Genomic DNA, 16264 nt, shown 5'->3' with positions numbered 1-16264 from the left:
TCTAAAGGCCTCAGTGCGATCGTGTGTAAACAGATTTGGGCAGGCGGTAGAGATCCGATTTCTGTCCTGAACGCGATCCAGCATTGTATGGGGAAAACAGAATTTTCCCATTTTTGGTGACCTAATTGTTATCAGGGCCGAAAATCGTTGCCGGAGCAGCAAAAGCGGGCGGCAGCACCAAATTGATGCTGCCGCCCGCTGCTGAGGATCGAACTGCGCCCTAGAGGGCCGGGCCGCTGGCCGCGCCGCCCTGCCACAGGGCGTCGAACGGGGTGTTGGAGGAAACCCGGTTACGGATGCCTTCGGTGACGAAGGCCTTGGCCGTGCGGGCAGCCTCGAGCGGGCTCGCGCCCTTGGCCAGTTCGGCGGTGATGGCAGCGGCCAGGGTGCAGCCGGCACCGCTGACGGCTACGTCGCCCACCTTCGGGGCGCGGAGGACTTCCATGGTTTCGCCGTCGTAGAAAACGTCGACGGCGTCCTCGCCTTCCAGCCGCACGCCGCCCTTGGCGAGCACTACCGCCCCGGAGGCTTCGTGGATGCGCCTGGCTGCTTCCTTCAGGTCTTCCACGGACTCGATCGCATCCATGCCGGCAAGGGACATGGATTCGAAGTGGTTCGGGGTGACAAAGGTGGCCAGCGGAAGGATCTGTGCCTTCAGCGCCTGGTCGGTGTCCAGGGCGGCCCCGGGTTCCTGGCCCTTGCAGATCAGCACCGGGTCCAGCACGATGTTCGTCCAGTCCTGGCTCTGCAGTGCCTTGGCCACGGTGTCGATGGTGGCCGGGGTGCCCAGCATGCCGATCTTCACGGTGCCCAGGTCATAGGCCGTCTGGATGGCTTCCAGCTGGTCCGCAATGACCTGCGGGTCAACCGGAACAAAGCGGTGGTTCCAGTTGTCCTTCGGATCGAAGGAAACGATGCAGGTCAGGGCCGTGATGCCGTAGGTTCCCAGTTCCTGGAAGGTCTTGAGGTCGGCCTGGGCGCCCGCGCCGCCGGTGGCTTCGGAGCCGGCGATCGTGAGCGTGACGGGAGGATGTGTTGTTGAAGACATGGCTCCATCTTCCACCCAATTCGGCGTGGCCCGCCACCCGGTTTCGCTGCCGGCTGCCGGGCTAGTAGCGCACGTCCATCAGGCGCCACACGGCAAGCCGCCCGACGGCGGAGGAGACACCGATTGCCAGGGCCATCAGCAGGGGGACGCCAACCGAACCGGCAAGAAATCCGATGACCACCCAGGCCAGCACCGTGGGGACCAGGAAGAAGGCGAGTACGTGCAGCCACTGGTTGGGTACGCCGCGCAGCAGCAGGCCCAGGGCCAGGCCCACCGGGGCAGCCGTCACCAGGCCGATGCCGGCGGCGTAGAAGGCGGCGATGACGATGATCCAGAGGTAGCCCCAGAAATCCCGCGAGGTTCCCCAGCCGATGGCGACGGTGGCGATGGCGGCAACCAGCAGGCAGGCGATCGCGTAACCGGTCACGAAGGCGGTGGGGCCGAACGTTACGCGCGGGGCGAGCATTGGCGGGGCGCCCGCGCCCGAAGGCGAGGTGGCGGCACCGGCCGGGAAGACGGCGTCGTCATCCGCTTTTTCAGTCATGTGATCGCGCTCCTCGCAGCAGCTTCACCACATCTTCCACGATATTGCGCACCACGGGTAGGCGCGAGAGGATGACCAGCTTGGCCACGAGCGGAGCCGTATTCGTGACGAGGCGGCGGGAGCGGGCCTGGCCCGGCGAGGAGTCGTAGACCCAGAACAGGGTCACGCCCATCTGGACCAGCCACAGCAGTTCAGGCAGGTCATCGCGAACCGCCAGCGGCGGCTGCGGCCTGGCGGCCTGCACCGCCTGGCGGTAGACCGCGATCGATTTGCCGCGGCCTACCTGCTCCGCATCCGCCGGGAGGGAGGACGTCCGTGTGCCCGGGGGCACGGGCAGGGCAGCCGTCTTCAGGAACTGGTGGCCCAGGGAGTGGTACGGAGCCAAGACATCAAGGTTCGCCTGCAGGATGACCCGGAGGTGCTCGCCGAGGTTGTGGCCCTCGCGCAGCTGCGGCAGGGCAGCCGAGCGGTGCTCGTTCTGCAGCGACCGGTACAGCTCAGCAACGATCGCGTCCTTGGAGGAGAAGTAGTAGTACGCATTGCCCACGGAGACACCGGCCTCCGCCGCAATGCCGCGCATGGTGGTCCGTTCAAAGCCGAGGGTGCGGAACTGGCTCGTGGCGGCTTCAACCAGCCTCCGCCGGGTGGCTTCACTCTTCGACCCCGCGGCCATTGGTCCCCTGTTCCAAGTTGTCTACCGCGCTATTAGAGCACATTTTTGAACGCGTTCAAAAATGTGACGCCGCGGAAAACGTGGCAGAATTGACGCTGGTCCTCCACGGGCCGCCCGGGACAGCGGGCAAGTGCTAATACAGCCGGGCGGGAGCCCAGGCGAACCACTACACCGAAACGGGAAAGCCATGTCTTCACCAACCCCGGCCGCTGCCACCCAGGCACGCCAGGCCCCCAGCTACGCCTCCCGGGGCAGCTCGCATTTCGACCTGATCCTCACCCTCATGTGCGTGGTGATCATCATTTCCAACATCGGGGCATCCAAGGGCGTGGTGCTGGGCCCGGTCTTCGGAGACTTCAGCATCATTACCGACGGCGGATTCTTCCTCTTCCCGCTGGCGTACATCCTGGGAGATGTCATCAGTGAGGTCTACGGTTTCAAGGCCGCCCGCCGTGCCATCTACATGGGCTTTTCCATGGCAGCCTTCGCGGTGCTGTCCTTCGCCGTGATCATCGCGCTGCCCGGCTTCGACGACGCGTACGGGGTGGAGAAGCAGGCCGCACTGGAAGCGGCGCTGGGGCCGGTATGGCAGATCGTCGCGGCATCGCTGCTGGGTTTCCTGGCCGGGCAGCTGCTCAACGCCATGGTGCTCACCCGGATGAAGGCGCGGTTCAAGGAGCGCGCGCTGGTGGGCCGGCTGATGGCCTCAACCGGCGTGGGCGAATTCGCGGACACCCTAATCTTCTGTGCCATCGCCGCGCCGGTAATCGGCATTACCGATGGCGGGCAGTTCGTGAACTACGTGATCTTCGGATTCCTCTACAAGACGGCCGTCGAGTTCCTGTTCGTCCCGGTCACCTCAGCGGTGATCAAGGCGATCAAGAAGCGCGAGCCTTCCTACGGGCCGCGGGAAACCGAAGCGGCATAAGGCGCCGGGCCGCTTCTCCGGCACGCCGGCACTCTCCGTGCCGGCGGTATCTCCGGCGGGCCGGCACCCTCCGTGCCGGCGGTATCTCCGGCGGCCCGGCACCCTCCGGCGGCCCGGCACCCTCCCGCGGGCCGGCACCCTCCGGCCTGCGGGCACTTAGCTGTAGTACTTGCCCAGGACCTCGTCCTTGAAGTCGAAGAAGGTGCCGTCTTCAAGCGCCAGGCGGGCGTCGTCGACCAGTTTCACCGTGAAGCGCTCATTGTGGATTGAGATCAGCGTGTGGCTGACCATCTCATTGGCCTTGAACAGGTGCTGGATGTAGGCACGAGAGTAGTTGGCGCAGGCATAGCAGTCGCAGCCGTCCACCAGCGGGCCGAAGTCCCGCTTGAACTTGGCGTTGGAGAGGTTCTTGCGCCCGTACGGGGTGTAGAACGCGGAGTTGCGGGCCACACGGGTGGGGGAGACGCAGTCGAAGGTGTCCGCGCCGTTCTCGATGGCGGTGAAAATGTCGTCCGGTTCGGAGATGCCCAGCAGGTGCCGCGGCCTGTCCTCGGGGAGTTCCTCGGTGCACCAGCGGACGATCGTGCCCAGGTTTTCCTTCTCCAGGGCGCCGCCGATGCCAAACCCGTCGAAGCCCATGGCTCCCAGGTCGCGGGATGCCTTGCGGCGCAGGTCTTCATACTGCGCGCCCTGCAGCACTCCGAAGAGCGCCTGGTAGGGCCGGTGCGAACGTTCCTCGGTGAGCCTGCGGTGCTCCACGAGGCACCGCTCCGCCCAGAGCCGGGTCCGTTCTAGCGAACGCTCCTGGTAGGCACGGGAGTTCAGCAGGGTGGTGAGCTCATCGAAGGCGAACATGATGTCCGCTCCCAGCTGGTGCTGCACCTGCATGGAGATTTCCGGGGTGAAGCGGTGCTTGTCCCCGTTGAGGTGCGACTTGAACCAGACGCCGTCGTCGTCAATGTGGGCCAGGCGCTCCTTGCCGGGTGCGACGTCGTCGTCCGCCCCGGTGGCGTGCGTGGTGCCGTCCGCGTTCATGTTGATGACCTTCTTGAACCCCGCGCCCAGGCTCATGACCTGGAATCCGCCAGAATCGGTGAAAGTGGGGCCGGGCCAGTTCATGAATTTGCCCAACCCGCCGGCCTCGTCAAGGATGTCCGCTCCGGGCTGCAGGTACAGGTGGTACGCGTTGGCCAGTACGGCCTGGGCCCCGAGCTGGGCTACCGACTCAGGCAGCACGGCCTTGACCGTGGCCTTGGTACCGACGGCGATGAACGCGGGAGTCTGGATCTCGCCGTGCGGGGTGCTGATGACACCGGTACGGCCTTGGAACTCACCGCCGTTCTCCTTGACGCGGGAAGCAGAGTCGGGAGTGGTTTCGCGCAGGCGCTTACCAAGGGCAAAGGAAAAACCGGAGCTGGACACCCCTCCATTTTGCCCTACATCCAGCGGGCTCCTTCCGGCGCCGGCAGCAGTGCCCCGTCCCGGCGCCCCGCGGGAGGGAACCGAGAGAGCCGGCACACATAACTCCGGCAGCCGGAGGCGCCGGGCGTATGGTGAGAAAGGCGGACTCTCCGGCACGTGAAGCGCTCCCGCCGACCGTGAACGCATGAAAGGCCACTGAGCTCCCCTTGAACCACCTGCGCGAAATGCTCGCCCTTGCTCCTGCCCAAAATGACCACCGCGTGGCGATCCGCTGCGGCGTCGGCATCGGTGTTCCGCTCGCCGTACTGCTGGCTATCGGCAGGATCGACCTGGCGATCTTCGTGGCCTTCGGTGCCTTCACCAGCATCTACGGACGCAACGAACCGCACCGCCAGCGGCTTGGGCACCAGGCGCGTGCGGGAGCCCTGATGTTCATGGTGATCCTGGCCGGTGCATTCTCATCACGCCTTGGACTGGATGCCTGGGGAATCGTCCTCGGAACCACGCTAGTAGCCGGGCTGGGAACCGTGGCCACCGGATACTGGCGGCTTCGTCCAGCCGGGTCCCTGTTCCACATCTTCGCCTACGCGGCCATCGCCTCCGTTCCTGCTCATCCTCCCCTGTGGCAGGGCATGCTGGCAGCGGGAACCACCATTGTGTTCGCCATCCTCCTCGGGCTTTCCGGAATGCTGACCGCCAGGTACCGGACACCTTGGGACAAGACCCTGCGGCCGCGCTTCAGCGTGGACAAGCAGAAAGCGATCTGGGCTGACGGAGGCCTGTACGCCGTTGCGGCTGCCGCTGCCGGAACCGTGGCCACCACGCTCGGAATCGGGCACAACTACTGGGCCATGGTTGCCGCCACCGTTCCGCTGGTGGGAGCAACTTTCCGCCACCGCATCCAGCGCGGCGTTTACCGGATCCTGGGAACGTTCGGCGGACTCGCAGTCACAGCGGTGATCCTCTTTGCGGGCCTGCAGGCCTGGCAGCTTGTCCTGGTCATCGCGCTGCTGCAGTGCGGTGCTGAACTCTTCATTGCCCGGAACTATGCGCTGGCCCAGGTTGTCATCACGCCTCTGGCCCTGCTCAGCACGGAGCTCGCCCACGCGAGCAACCCCGCCACACTGATCCAGGACCGGGCAGTCGAGACGGTCATCGGAGCCGTGGTGGGCATGGCACTCGTGCTGCTCCTGCAGGTCCGGGCCAACCGGGCCACGGACAGGAAGGGCCGGAACGCGGCCTAGAGGTCCATGTTCAGCCCGCGGACGGCGCTGAGTTCGGTGCGGATGCGGCGCTGGAGTTCGGCGTCGGAATAGGTGAGGGACCCGCCGTGGGCGCGCAGGTACAGCAGCGTGTTCAGGCGCAGGATCCGCCAGTCCCGTTCGCTGAGCTCGTCTCCCGCCTCGGCGGCGCGCTGGACCTCACGGTCATACAGGTTCGGTTCGTTCAGCTGGCGCTGCAGCAGCTCGGCGGAAAGCTTGGCCTTGAGCGGATCCGACTCGGCGTCGTCGCCCGCCCGGACTGCCTGGGCAAACGCCGCCGAAGCCTCGATGTCTCCGGACTCATGGGTGATCTGCGCGGCCAGTGCCAGCGCTCCCTGGATCCAGTTCCAGCGGCCGTAATTGCCGTCGAAGCCCAACCCGGTGATCAGGGAACAGACAGCCAGGGCGTTCTCCGAGTCCCCCAGGTCCACGTAGAGCGTGTGGGCGAGGTCGCGAACATCCTGGAGGTTGCTTCCTGCCTTGACATTCAGGCCCCGGCTGAGCCGGGTCACGAGTTCCTTGACCGCGCGGTCCTCCGGGTGGGCGGCTTCGGCCGCAGCCAGGACGGCAGCGTACGTCTCTTCCTCTGTGGGGATGCTGCGCACTGCCTCGGCAGCGTTTGTCTCCGGTGCCGGAGCGGCCACCCGCACGGCGGCACCGTAGGCAATCCGCAGGGTTTGGCCGTCCTCCAGGTCGGCGATGACCAGGGCTGGGTTCCCCAGGTCGTCCTCCTCGATGTGCACGGCAGCCAGGGGTGCCAGGGTCTTCTCGTCCAGGACGACTTTCTGGCCCGGCACAAGCAGCTCGGCATTGACCCGGAAGGCATACTTATCCGGCACACTCATAGACATGGCTTTTCCTTAGCGCTCGAACCTCGGCCCCAGTTTACAAACGTAGGTTAGCGCCTACCGGCCCCAGCCTGCTGATGCCAGCGCCTGGCGGAGCAGATCGCCGCGGCCGCCGGAGAATTCGGAATAGATGGCAGGGCTGAGGGCTTCTTCGGGCGTGAGCCAGGAGAGTTCCAGTGCGTCCTGCCGCGGATCACACTCGCCCGTCACCGGAATCAGGTAGGCCAGCGCGACGGCGTGCTGGCGCTCGTCAGTGAGGCCGGTCTGCGACGGCGACGGGAAGTACTCCGCGACGGCGAACGGCGCGAGGCTGGGCGGCAGCTGCGGCAGCGCCATGGGCCCGAGGTCCTTCTCGAGGTGGCGCAGCAGGGCGGCACGGATGGTCTCTCGGTACATCACCCTGCCGGAAACGAAGGTCCGCACCATCTTGCCCTCGGGAGTTGCCTGCAGCAGCAGGCCCACCTCGGTGACGTACCCCAGCGGGTCACACCGCACCGGAACGGCTTCAACGTAGACCATGGGAAGACGCTGCCGTGCTTCATGCAGGTCCTCTTCCGAAAGCCAGCCGGGATACGGGTCAGGAGTGCGAACGTTCATAGCAGTGTTCTACCCCAAAGCCGGACGCCTAGTCATACGGCGCGCTCCGCTTCGGCCAAGGGCTGAACTGCATCCGGCTCTATCAGGGCGCCCGGCGGAAGCCTACGATTGGGCGCATGGAGACCGAGCTTTCGGAGCTGCTGCTCCCGGACGCGGACGCCTGGCGGGCCTGGCTGGACGAGCACCATCTGCGCTCCGCCGGGGTCTGGCTGGTGATCGGAAAGCAGGGCGGAAGCACGACGGCGCTGACCCGGCAGTCTGCCCTGGACGAGGCCCTCTGCTTCGGCTGGATTGACGGCCAGGCGGCACGGCGGGATGAGGAAACCTACCTGCAGCGCTACACCCGGCGGGGCCCGCGGAGTGCCTGGTCGCTGCGCAACGTGGGGCACATCGCCCGGCTCGAAGCCGCCGGGCGGCTGCACCCCTCCGGGCGGGACGCCGTGGAGTCAGCCAAGGCCGACGGCCGCTGGGATGCGGCATACGCCGGCCCGGCGACGGCTGAGGTGCCGCAGGATCTGCTGGACGCGATTGCCGCCAACGGGAGTGCCCAGGCGATGTTCAATGTGCTCAGTTCGCAGAACCGCTTCGCCCTGGCCTACCGGCTGGGGCAGCTCAAGACGGCGGCAGCCCGGGAGCGGAACATCGCCCGCTTCGTGGACATGCTCAGCCGCCGTGAGACCTTCTACCCGCAGAAGCGGTTCCCAGAGTAGGAGTCCACCATGTGCCGGCTTTTCGGAATGCACGCAGGTCCCGGGCCAGTCCATGCCACGTTCTGGCTGCTCACCGCTCCTGACAGCCTCGCCGAGCAAAGCCGCCGGATGGCGGACGGTTTCGGGATCGGCGTGTTCGATCCCGGCGGCAAACCCGTGATGGACAAGGCGCCCGTGGCGGCCTACGAGGACCGCGCCTACGCCTCTGCGGCACGGACCTTGGAGGGCACCACGTTCGTGGCGCACGTGCGGTACGCCAGTACCGGCTGGAACACCCTGGTGAACACCCATCCGTTCCTGCAGGATGACCGGATGCTGGCCCACAACGGAGTGGTGGAGGACCTGGACGTGCTCGATGACCGGCTGCGTTCCCTGGAAGTCCTGGACCTGGTCCGGGGCGAGACGGACAGTGAGCGGGTCTTTGCCCTCATCACGGGCATTGCCCGGGAAAACGGCGGGGACCTGGGCGATGCCCTCACCCAGGCTGTCACCTGGATCGCCGAGAACCTGAGGCTCTACGCCGTGAACCTTGTCATCACTACTGAATCCGAGCTGTGGGCGGTGCGGTACCCGGACACGCACCCGCTGTACGTCCTGCAGGAAGGCTCGGAGGATCCGCACCGCGGCAAGAACTCGGCCCGGATCAGTGTGAAGAGTGACGAGATGGAGCAGAACAAGATCCCCGCGGTGCTCGTCGCGACCGAGCGGATGGACGAGAATCCGAACTGGCGCATGATGGACTCGGGCGAGATCCTCCGGGTGGACCGGAACCTGAACACGGAACGGTCCTTTCCGCTTCCACAGCATCCCCAGCACCTGCTCACCCTCGCGGACCTGGATCCGCATACAGCGGCGTCGCAGCATCCGCTCAAGGCCGCTGGTACCTAGGACGCGCGGCTCAGCCTTCCTGCGGACCGGCCTCCAGCCGCACTACGCGCAGGGCCGCCTCCAGCACCATCCACGCCTGGAGCTGGGTTGAAAGCTCGACGCCGCTGCCCGGGGGATACCCCTCATCTGCGGTGCTGCGGGGGTCGGACGGGAACACCGCCAGGTTGTTCCGGACCGCACGGCCTTTCCATAGCCGGTCCGCCAGTTCGGTGACCAGTGCTCCCGCCGTCCGGCGGGACCCGGAGTCCAGGGTGGGGGCCGCAGCTGCCTCGGCCAGGTAGCGGCACAGGATCCCGGTGAACAGCCCGCCGTCGCCGCTGCCGTGCGTGCGCAGCAGCGGCCCGGTGCCGCCGTCGTTCACCAGGTGCAGGGAAGTTGCGCGGATTAGTTCTGCGGCCCGCCGCAGGTTCGGTTCGCCGCCCAGTTCGAGCAGTGCTCCCAGCACCGGCCCCTGGTTGTACGTGAAGTGCGCCCGCTCGAGCACCGTGCCGTCGCCTTTCCTGCGCACGCCGTCGAAGTAGAGCCCGGTTTCGGGGTCCAGCATCTCAGCATTGAGCCAGTCCACGAGGTCCTGCGCCCGGTCCCGTTCCCCGGTGCGCGCGAAGTACAGGGCTGCGGGGGCTGTAGCGGGGGTGTTCTTGAAGTTCCGTGCCCGGTTCCACCAGAGTCCGCCGCCGAGGTCCGCGGTATGGCCCGCACGCAGGGCCCGTCCCAGTGAGTCACGCAGGCCCTGGTGCCGGGCCTTGTTGCCGCGCGGCGGGCCGGGCAGGGTGTCCAGGCGCAGGGCGGCCAGGGCGAGCCATGCCATGTCGTCGAAGTACGAATTCGTGAACTTTCCGCCGTTGCGGATCCGGATGGTTCGGATCACCTGTTCGGCCAGCACGATCGGATCCTGCCCGGCTACCGGTGCCCGGCTACGCAGGCCCGTGTCCACGAGTACGTCCACGTAGTGTGCCTGCCACCAGTAGTGCCACGGCCCAATGCCGCGGGGCAGCGGCTGGGGTGCGCGGACAGCGCCCAGGTGAGTGCCCGGCAAACCGAGGAACGTGCCGCCGAAAGCGGCCGTTACCGAATGGGCTGCGGTGTCCGAACGCAGTTCGGCATGGCGGACTGTCTGTGCTTCGGGCATGCGACCCACCATAGTCCGGGGCGACCGCAGCGTCACCGTTCCCGGGTGGCGGAACCGCGCTCCGAAGGGATGCGGTGTGCCCTCAGTCACAGTAGGCTCGTGGGACCGCACGCGCCCCGGCGCACCCCAAACAGTCCTGACCCAGGAGGAACCACATGCAGCTATCCGGTGCTTCGGCCATTGTCACGGGAGCAGCTTCCGGGCTCGGGCGGGCCACGGCCCGCCGGCTCATCGACGCCGGAGCGGAAGTGGTCCTGGTTGACCTGCCGTCCTCCGGCGGCCTCGCCTACGCCGGTGAACTCGGGGACAACGCCCATTTCGTGCCGGGAGACGTGACCGATCCGGAGCAGACGCAGGGCGCGGTGGAAGCGGCCATGGCCGCGGCCCCGCTGCGGGTAGCCGTGAACTGCGCCGGGATCGGCACCCCGGGCAAGGTCCTGGGTCGCAGCGGAGTCCTGCCACTGGAGGACTTCAACCGGGTCATCCAGGTCAACCTGGTGGGCACCTTCAACGTGACCAGGCTCGCCGCGGCGGCGATGGCGGAAACCGAGCCGGTGATTGACGACGGCGGAACTTCCGAGCGCGGTGTCATCGTCAACACGGCCTCGGTAGCGGCTTTCGACGGGCAGATCGGGCAGCCTGCCTACTCTGCTTCGAAGGGCGGAGTGGCTGCCATGACCCTTCCACTGGCGCGGGAACTGGCCCGCCACCTGATCCGCGTGGTGACGATCGCTCCCGGAATCTTCGAGACGCCGATGGTGGCCGGACTGCCGCAGGACGCCCAGGACTCGCTCGCCGCGCAGATCCCACACCCTTCCCGGCTCGGCCGGCCGGACGAGTACGCCTCGCTGGTGGGTCACATTATTGGAAATCCGATGCTGAACGGGGAAACCATCCGGCTTGACGGAGCGATTCGGATGGGACCGAAATAAGGCGTGCCGATGCTCCCCGACGCCGACTTTTTCAACTTCGAACAACTGCTCAATCCCGAGGAACAAGCCAAACTCGCTGAACTGCGATCCTTCCTGGCTGCCGAGGTGCTTCCGTACGCCGGCGGCTGGTGGGACGACGCGCGGTTCCCGGTGGAACTGCTCCCCGGACTGGCGTCGCTCGGCCTGTCCACGCCGGTGCAGCGCGGCTACAGCCCGCTGTTCGCCGGCTTGGTCATTGCCGAGATGACCCGGGCGGATACGTCCATTGCCACGTTCTTCATGGTGCACCATGACCTGTTCGTGGAGGGACTGCATGCCTTCGGATCCGAAGAGCAGAAAGAAAGGCTCCTGGCTGATGCGCAGTCGTTGAAGATCACCGGCGCGTTCGCCCTCACCGAGCCAGACCACGGATCCGACGTCGCGGGCGGAATGGCCACTACGGCCGTGCGCGACGGCGACACGTGGGTCCTGAACGGAACCAAGCGCTGGATCGGCAACGGCACCTTCTGCGACTGGATGCTGTTCTGGGCCCGCGAACCGGAAACGGGCAAGGTCAGGGGTTTCCTGCTGGATGCCTCGCTGCCCGGGATCAAACGCACCCGGATCGAGAACAAGACTGCGCTGCGGACCGTGCAGAACGCGGACATTGAACTGACGGATGTTCGCGTTCCGGAAGCGGACCGGCTCGCCGGGATCGAAAGCTTCGACGATACCAAGCACCTGCTGCGCGGTTCCCGGATCATGGTCGGCTGGCAGGCCGTGGGCCAGCAGCTGGCCGCGTTCGACGTCGCCCGCGCCTACGCCGTCGAACGCATGCAATTTGGGCGGCCGCTGGCTTCCTTCCAGCTGGTGCAGCAGCAGCTGGTCCGGATGCAGGGCAACGTTGTGGCATCCACGGGGATGCTTGCGCGCGTCAGTGATCTGGAACAGGGCGGATACGGGGCTGTGGCGGACGACGGCGCTGCCCGCGGAGACATGGCCCGCGCCGCGCTGGCGAAGTCCTACGCCAGTGCGCTGATGAGGGAAACCGTTTCCCTGGGGCGGAGCTTGCTGGGCGGCAACGGCATTGTCACCGACTACCGGATGGCGAAGATCTTCGCCGATGCCGAAGCGATCTACACGTACGAGGGAACGTATGAAATCAATTCGCTCATTGCCGGGCGGGAGATCACCGGGGTTTCGGCGCTGCGCTGAGCGGCTAGAGCCTCCACTTGTCCCTGTACTCAAGCAGGTTCAGCCGAACGCCCACCTGGAAGATTGTCAGGTTCAGCAGATCCCAGCGCAGGAGCGTGAGTTTGGCTGAGCCGGTGAGCCCGAGTGCCAGGAAGATGCTGGCTTCGATTTCGGCCTCTGTTGGCGGAATGCCTGTCACACCGAGTTTGGCTGCGTACCCCGATCTGGCCGAGAGAGTGATGTCCGGCCCGGCGAAGCTGTAGATACGGCTCTGGTAGGAAACCTGGGGCCCGGCCGCCACCTCCCCCTCGAAGGAGAAGGCAGTGGCGCCGGCCACCTGACGGGGTTTGGGCAGGACATAGGTTGTGGGCGTGTCCTCCTTGATGCGCTTCATGCCCTTCGCACTGCTGTAAACGAAACCGAAAGTGTCTGCCCGTTCGATCCCGATCGCCGGTATATCTGCCTCCGCCCTGAGCGTGCCGTTAATGACCATGGCGAAGTTCAGCCGGTTGGTGATCGCAACTGGAATTGGTCCGGCCATAAACGTGGTGGTGGGGAGGGCAACCTCGGCGACTTTGAGATTAACGTTCCAGCGGCTTTCGACCTGCAACCAGGCTTGGACGGAGGCAGAGGCTTTCAGCTTCGAGTTGAACTCGATGCGGAACTCCTCGATGCTCACCCCCCGTGGAATGACTTTCCATTTGAAACTCAGCTTCGTCTTCAGCACAAAAGCAAAACCAAGGTTCAGTTCTCCGCCGCCGCGTACAGCTACGCCGCCCTCATCGCCGCGCTGCTTCTCGGACCAGGCCTCGAACTCCCAGGGTTCAAGTTTTTTGCCCGCAGTCCTGATCTTTGGGACACCGTTTTCAACGACGGCGGCCACACTGGCGTCTACCTTCGTCGTCCAATCGGCGGAGAGCGAGGCACCCGGTCCTTTTAGCTGCCCTCCGCAGCTGCCGTCCCCCGGCGCGTGGGCGACGGGAGCCCGCCATTCGCCGTCGTCGCCAATGTCCTCACCCAGTGGCTCCTGGCCATCGGTCCCCGGCAACCGGCACGCGGTCTTGAAGTCTGCGGGATCCGGCACATTGAATTCATCGCTGCTCAGTTCAAGGTCAACATCCTCGCCGGCCGCGATTTGAGCGTACGTCCCCGGTAACGGCGAATGGGTGTTGCCGTTCTCGTCCAGCACCTGCACATCGGACACCGGCATCTCCGGGCCGGGCGTTCCATCCTCGCCCACGGGGGTGTAACTGCCGCTGATTACCTCCAAAGGATCCGTCGTCTGGGCGATCAGGTCCTGGACCGCAACGTCATCCCCTTCGCCATAGTCTTCCGTCTCATCGATGTCTACCTGGAGGAAAAGCTCCTCAAGGGGAACCTCTATGGTGGAGACCTCCCAGGACCCGCTCACGAGGTCCATGGAGGACATCCGGCCCAGGAAGCCGGATGGAGCCGAGGGCAACGGGGCGCTGACAATGATGTCTCCCGGCTCAAGCTCCGGGCGTTCCGTGAACCGCAGGCTGAACTCGTCCAGCACTTCGAATTCGAGCTCGGTTGTCTCCAGATGGAACACCTGCGCTTCGGGAGAAACCACGGTGTCCCCCTCTTCGGCGACATCGAGGGTCAGCCGGACGCGGTCAGAGGCGCGGGCGGTTCCGGGATCGGAACGGTCAAATACAGTCGCCACGTAGTCGAAATCGCCGTCTTCGGGGGCCAGGGCCCGGAAGCTCCAGGTGAGTTCATCTCCGGCGGGATTGAGCTCTGCCAGGCCGATGAAACCCACGTCCGGGGAACTGATGGCTATCCGGTCCACGGAGTTGCCGCCGGTGGATACCGTGCCTTCAAGCGTGAAGTATCCCGTTTCGGTGAGGTCCAGGCTCTGCCGGTCCGCGGGCGAGGTAATGGTGATGGCGGCTGGGTCAGATGCATGGTGGGGGACCGGATCGCCGAGGAAGCTGCCCAGCGGCTGGAGGGATACAGTGGCGCTGCCGCGCCGGATTGAAAGCTGCGTCCCACCCGTGTCCACCGGCACCAGGGCCAGCTGCGGCTGTGCTCCTGCGGCCTGGTCTACGGCGACGCCGGTAGACCGGCCGCGGACTTCCGGACCCCAGGCGAGCGTGGTGGTATCCCCTCCGGACACGTTTGATGCCTGGACGAGTGCCAGCGCATAGGCACTGTCATGGTCATCCGACAGCCGGACCTCCTGTGGGGCGGTCCCGGCGGAAACGTCCAGTCTGGTTGCAGGCCGGTGCTCCGTGTTGACTACGTAGCTGCCGCGGTGGTTCGCCCCCGACGTGTCTTCCGCAGCTTCGGCGACCCAGCCGGTTACGGTAGCCCGCAGTGTTCCGGTGTTTCCGCTCCGACCCAGGCCGACGGTCACTCCTCCCTGATCCTCGGCGTCCACGATGGTGGCGACAATGGATCTCCCTGTCGGAAGGGCCATCCGTTGGCCGTCTCCGAGGACGACGTCGTCCGCTTCCGCGAGCGTCACGTCCAGCACGACATGGACGCTCCGCGCCAGGGTTGCGGAGACCCCGCCCTCTCCGGTGAGGCCGATCCACAGGGGTACGGACGTCAGGGCGCTGCCGGCAAGTCCGGTTGCGGTGTCAGCCTGGACCACCGGTTCCGGCAGGGCAATGGTGGCACCGCCGGAGACCTGGTCACCGTGGAAGTAGGCGAGCGGCTCGACGCGGATGTCTGATTCGGCGTCGGTCCACAGCTCCACTGAACCGGCCGCCATCGGCAGGAGAACGGTAGTGGACGTGGTGATTCCCTGCTGCGCGTGGAGTACAGCCGTATCGGCTGTGGTGTAAACCGTTTGGCTGGTGCCGGGCTCGAACACTGTCAGGCGGATCAGGGCAGCGCCCTCCCCTTCAGCGGCGGACCCGAGGAAGACCTCCCCGGAGGCATCAGCGGACAGACGGGAACCGATCCCGACGCCGCTGTCCACCGCAGGCAGGCTGGCGGGAACAGGGGTGAAACCCGGTTCCCGAGCAGCCCGGACAGCGCTAAGGTTCTCGACCGCGTCACCGGACACCGCTGCGGCGGGCGGCGGAACCGCGGCCATGGCCAGGGTGACGGCGAGCACTGAGGCGACGCTCATCCGGACCGCGCCGGCGAAGCGCCCCCCGAAAAGACCCCGTACTGCCGCTGCGAAGGGGCGGCTGTTCATCGGGTTTCCCCCTGCTGTTCAGCCCTGCCTGCGGCAAGGTCGCGGGGTGCCTGAGCCGCCCGCAGCCACCGCTGCCTGAGAACCAGTACGGTGCCCGCGACGGCGGACAGGACGCCCCCGGCGAGGATCCCGACCAGCAGCGGTCCTGCCGCGCCGGTTGTTCCCAGCGATTTTGGAGAGGTCACGCTCGTCGAAGAGTGGTTTTCCTGGATGTTGGTATGTGCGCCGGGAAGATTGTTGGGTTGCCTGTCAGGACCACCGCCGGGTGACGGCATCGGAGATGGGGAGGGGCCCGGCGGGATGTTTCCGGCGGCCATGTCGTTCCAGGTGATCCATCCGTCGAACGTCCGGGCCGGATCGAAGGGCACATTACGGAGCCGGTGTTCTTCGACAATGATGCCGTTGGCATCGGCAAATGTAATTGCGACGTCGGCCGAGAATCGCCCAGCTGGAGAAAACCGCAGCTCAAGCCCGCCGGGGGACACCGCAGTGGATCCCGTGACGCCGAAGACTGTGGAGGAGAGCGCCAGGGGCACCCAGCTGCTGTCGGCACGCCAGGAAATGGAGACGACGCCGCTACGTGCAGCTTGGGACTCCACATCAACCCACAACTGTACGGCGCCCACGGGGGCGTAGAGGGCTTCAGGGGTGTCGAGTCCGACCCGGTCGGCCGATGCCGGAGCGGCTCCAAACCACGCTGCCGCCAGAAGCAGGTTGAGGCTCAGGAATGTCCGGAAGATGCGGCCCCAGCTGCCGCGGCGATCTGCATTCACACAGGCACGCTAGCACCCAAAATTGGATTCAGTTCAACTTTGGACTTAAGTTACTTTTCGGTGTTCCAACCCGGGGATCCGGTTTTCAGTAGTAGCAATTCGGGAGATGACCGTGCTCGTTTCAGCCCATTGGTCAGGGGAGAGGTCAGTGCCATCGATAGGGAT

Annotated in this window: 15 protein-coding genes; 6 read left to right on the top strand and 9 right to left on the bottom strand. The window is 66.0% G+C overall.

The features are described from left to right. Nucleotides 1-220 precede the first annotated feature (220 nt). From thiD to GD628_RS13430, 3 genes are all read right to left on the bottom strand, one after another. Complete coding sequence (gene thiD / locus GD628_RS13440; protein ID WP_152275061.1) at nt 221-1048, bottom strand: bifunctional hydroxymethylpyrimidine kinase/phosphomethylpyrimidine kinase; 828 nt, start codon at nt 1046-1048, stop codon at nt 221-223. A 61-nt stretch (nt 1049-1109) separates the two neighbouring features. Continuing rightward, nucleotides 1110-1592, bottom strand: coding sequence for a hypothetical protein (locus tag GD628_RS13435; protein ID WP_152275060.1), 483 nt, complete (start codon nt 1590-1592; stop codon nt 1110-1112). Next, nucleotides 1585-2265, bottom strand: coding sequence for a TetR/AcrR family transcriptional regulator (locus GD628_RS13430; RefSeq protein ID WP_152275059.1), 681 nt, complete (start codon nt 2263-2265; stop codon nt 1585-1587). The genes GD628_RS13435 and GD628_RS13430 overlap by 8 nt, the downstream gene beginning before the upstream one ends. A gap of 187 nt (nt 2266-2452) precedes the next feature. Between GD628_RS13430 and GD628_RS13425 the strand changes: the two genes are divergently transcribed. After that, nucleotides 2453-3193 (top strand): queuosine precursor transporter, encoded by a 741-nt coding sequence (locus GD628_RS13425; protein WP_091608335.1) that lies wholly within the window; start codon nt 2453-2455, stop codon nt 3191-3193. A gap of 156 nt (nt 3194-3349) precedes the next feature. On the opposite strand, the gene tgt is transcribed toward GD628_RS13425, so the two are convergent. Further along, entirely contained in the window at nt 3350-4615 is a 1266-nt protein-coding gene (gene tgt / locus GD628_RS13420) for a tRNA guanosine(34) transglycosylase Tgt (protein ID WP_226802552.1), read from the bottom strand. A gap of 206 nt (nt 4616-4821) precedes the next feature. Here tgt and GD628_RS13415 point away from each other — a divergent pair, with 206 nt between their 5' ends. Next, a complete protein-coding gene (locus tag GD628_RS13415) occupies nt 4822-5859 on the top strand; it encodes an FUSC family protein (RefSeq protein WP_226802551.1) in 1038 nt (345 codons plus the stop codon). Here the strand turns inward: GD628_RS13415 and GD628_RS13410 are convergent. Together GD628_RS13410 and GD628_RS13405 are read right to left on the bottom strand one after the other, a co-directional pair. Further along, entirely contained in the window at nt 5856-6728 is an 873-nt protein-coding gene (locus GD628_RS13410; protein ID WP_152275058.1) for a DUF6707 family protein, read from the bottom strand. The two genes, GD628_RS13415 and GD628_RS13410, sit on opposite strands and share 4 nt — an antisense overlap. A gap of 54 nt (nt 6729-6782) precedes the next feature. Beyond that, nucleotides 6783-7322, bottom strand: a complete 540-nt coding sequence (locus tag GD628_RS13405; RefSeq protein WP_055239793.1) for an NUDIX hydrolase family protein — start codon at nt 7320-7322, stop codon at nt 6783-6785. Between the two features lie 116 nt (nt 7323-7438). Here GD628_RS13405 and GD628_RS13400 point away from each other — a divergent pair, with 116 nt between their 5' ends. Continuing rightward, the gene (locus tag GD628_RS13400) at nt 7439-8032 is read left to right on the top strand and encodes a YdeI/OmpD-associated family protein (protein WP_152275057.1); all 594 of its coding nucleotides are present in this window, start codon (nt 7439-7441) and stop codon (nt 8030-8032) included. A gap of 9 nt (nt 8033-8041) precedes the next feature. After that, nucleotides 8042-8920, top strand: a complete 879-nt coding sequence (locus GD628_RS13395; protein WP_152275056.1) for a class II glutamine amidotransferase — start codon at nt 8042-8044, stop codon at nt 8918-8920. A 10-nt stretch (nt 8921-8930) separates the two neighbouring features. On the opposite strand, the gene GD628_RS13390 is transcribed toward GD628_RS13395, so the two are convergent. Next, nucleotides 8931-10049, bottom strand: coding sequence for a glycoside hydrolase family 76 protein (locus GD628_RS13390; protein ID WP_226802550.1), 1119 nt, complete (start codon nt 10047-10049; stop codon nt 8931-8933). 155 nt (nt 10050-10204) lie between these two features. On the opposite strand from GD628_RS13390, the gene GD628_RS13385 reads away from it, so the two are divergent. Together GD628_RS13385 and GD628_RS13380 are read left to right on the top strand one after the other, a co-directional pair. Continuing rightward, nucleotides 10205-10981, top strand: a complete 777-nt coding sequence (locus tag GD628_RS13385; RefSeq protein ID WP_152275055.1) for an SDR family NAD(P)-dependent oxidoreductase — start codon at nt 10205-10207, stop codon at nt 10979-10981. Between the two features lie 9 nt (nt 10982-10990). Next, nucleotides 10991-12175: an acyl-CoA dehydrogenase family protein gene (locus GD628_RS13380; protein WP_152275154.1), complete on the top strand. Its 1185-nt coding sequence runs from the start codon at nt 10991-10993 to the stop codon at nt 12173-12175. A 4-nt stretch (nt 12176-12179) separates the two neighbouring features. Here GD628_RS13380 and GD628_RS13375 read toward each other — a convergent pair whose 3' ends face one another. Together GD628_RS13375 and GD628_RS13370 are read right to left on the bottom strand one after the other, a co-directional pair. Continuing rightward, nucleotides 12180-15326 carry a hypothetical protein gene (locus GD628_RS13375; protein WP_152275054.1) on the bottom strand — a complete coding sequence of 1049 codons (3147 nt, stop codon included), beginning with the start codon at nt 15324-15326 and terminating at the stop codon, nt 12180-12182. Next, nucleotides 15323-16099: a hypothetical protein gene (locus GD628_RS13370; RefSeq protein ID WP_152275053.1), complete on the bottom strand. Its 777-nt coding sequence runs from the start codon at nt 16097-16099 to the stop codon at nt 15323-15325. The genes GD628_RS13375 and GD628_RS13370 overlap by 4 nt, the downstream gene beginning before the upstream one ends. Between the last annotated feature and the right edge of the window lie 165 nt (nt 16100-16264).

It is taken from the genome of Arthrobacter koreensis (assembly GCF_009193255.1).
Lineage (GTDB): Bacteria > Actinomycetota > Actinomycetes > Actinomycetales > Micrococcaceae > Arthrobacter_B > Arthrobacter_B koreensis.
Note: the sequence above shows the minus strand (reverse complement) of the source record. Positions and strands in the feature narration are given on the sequence as shown.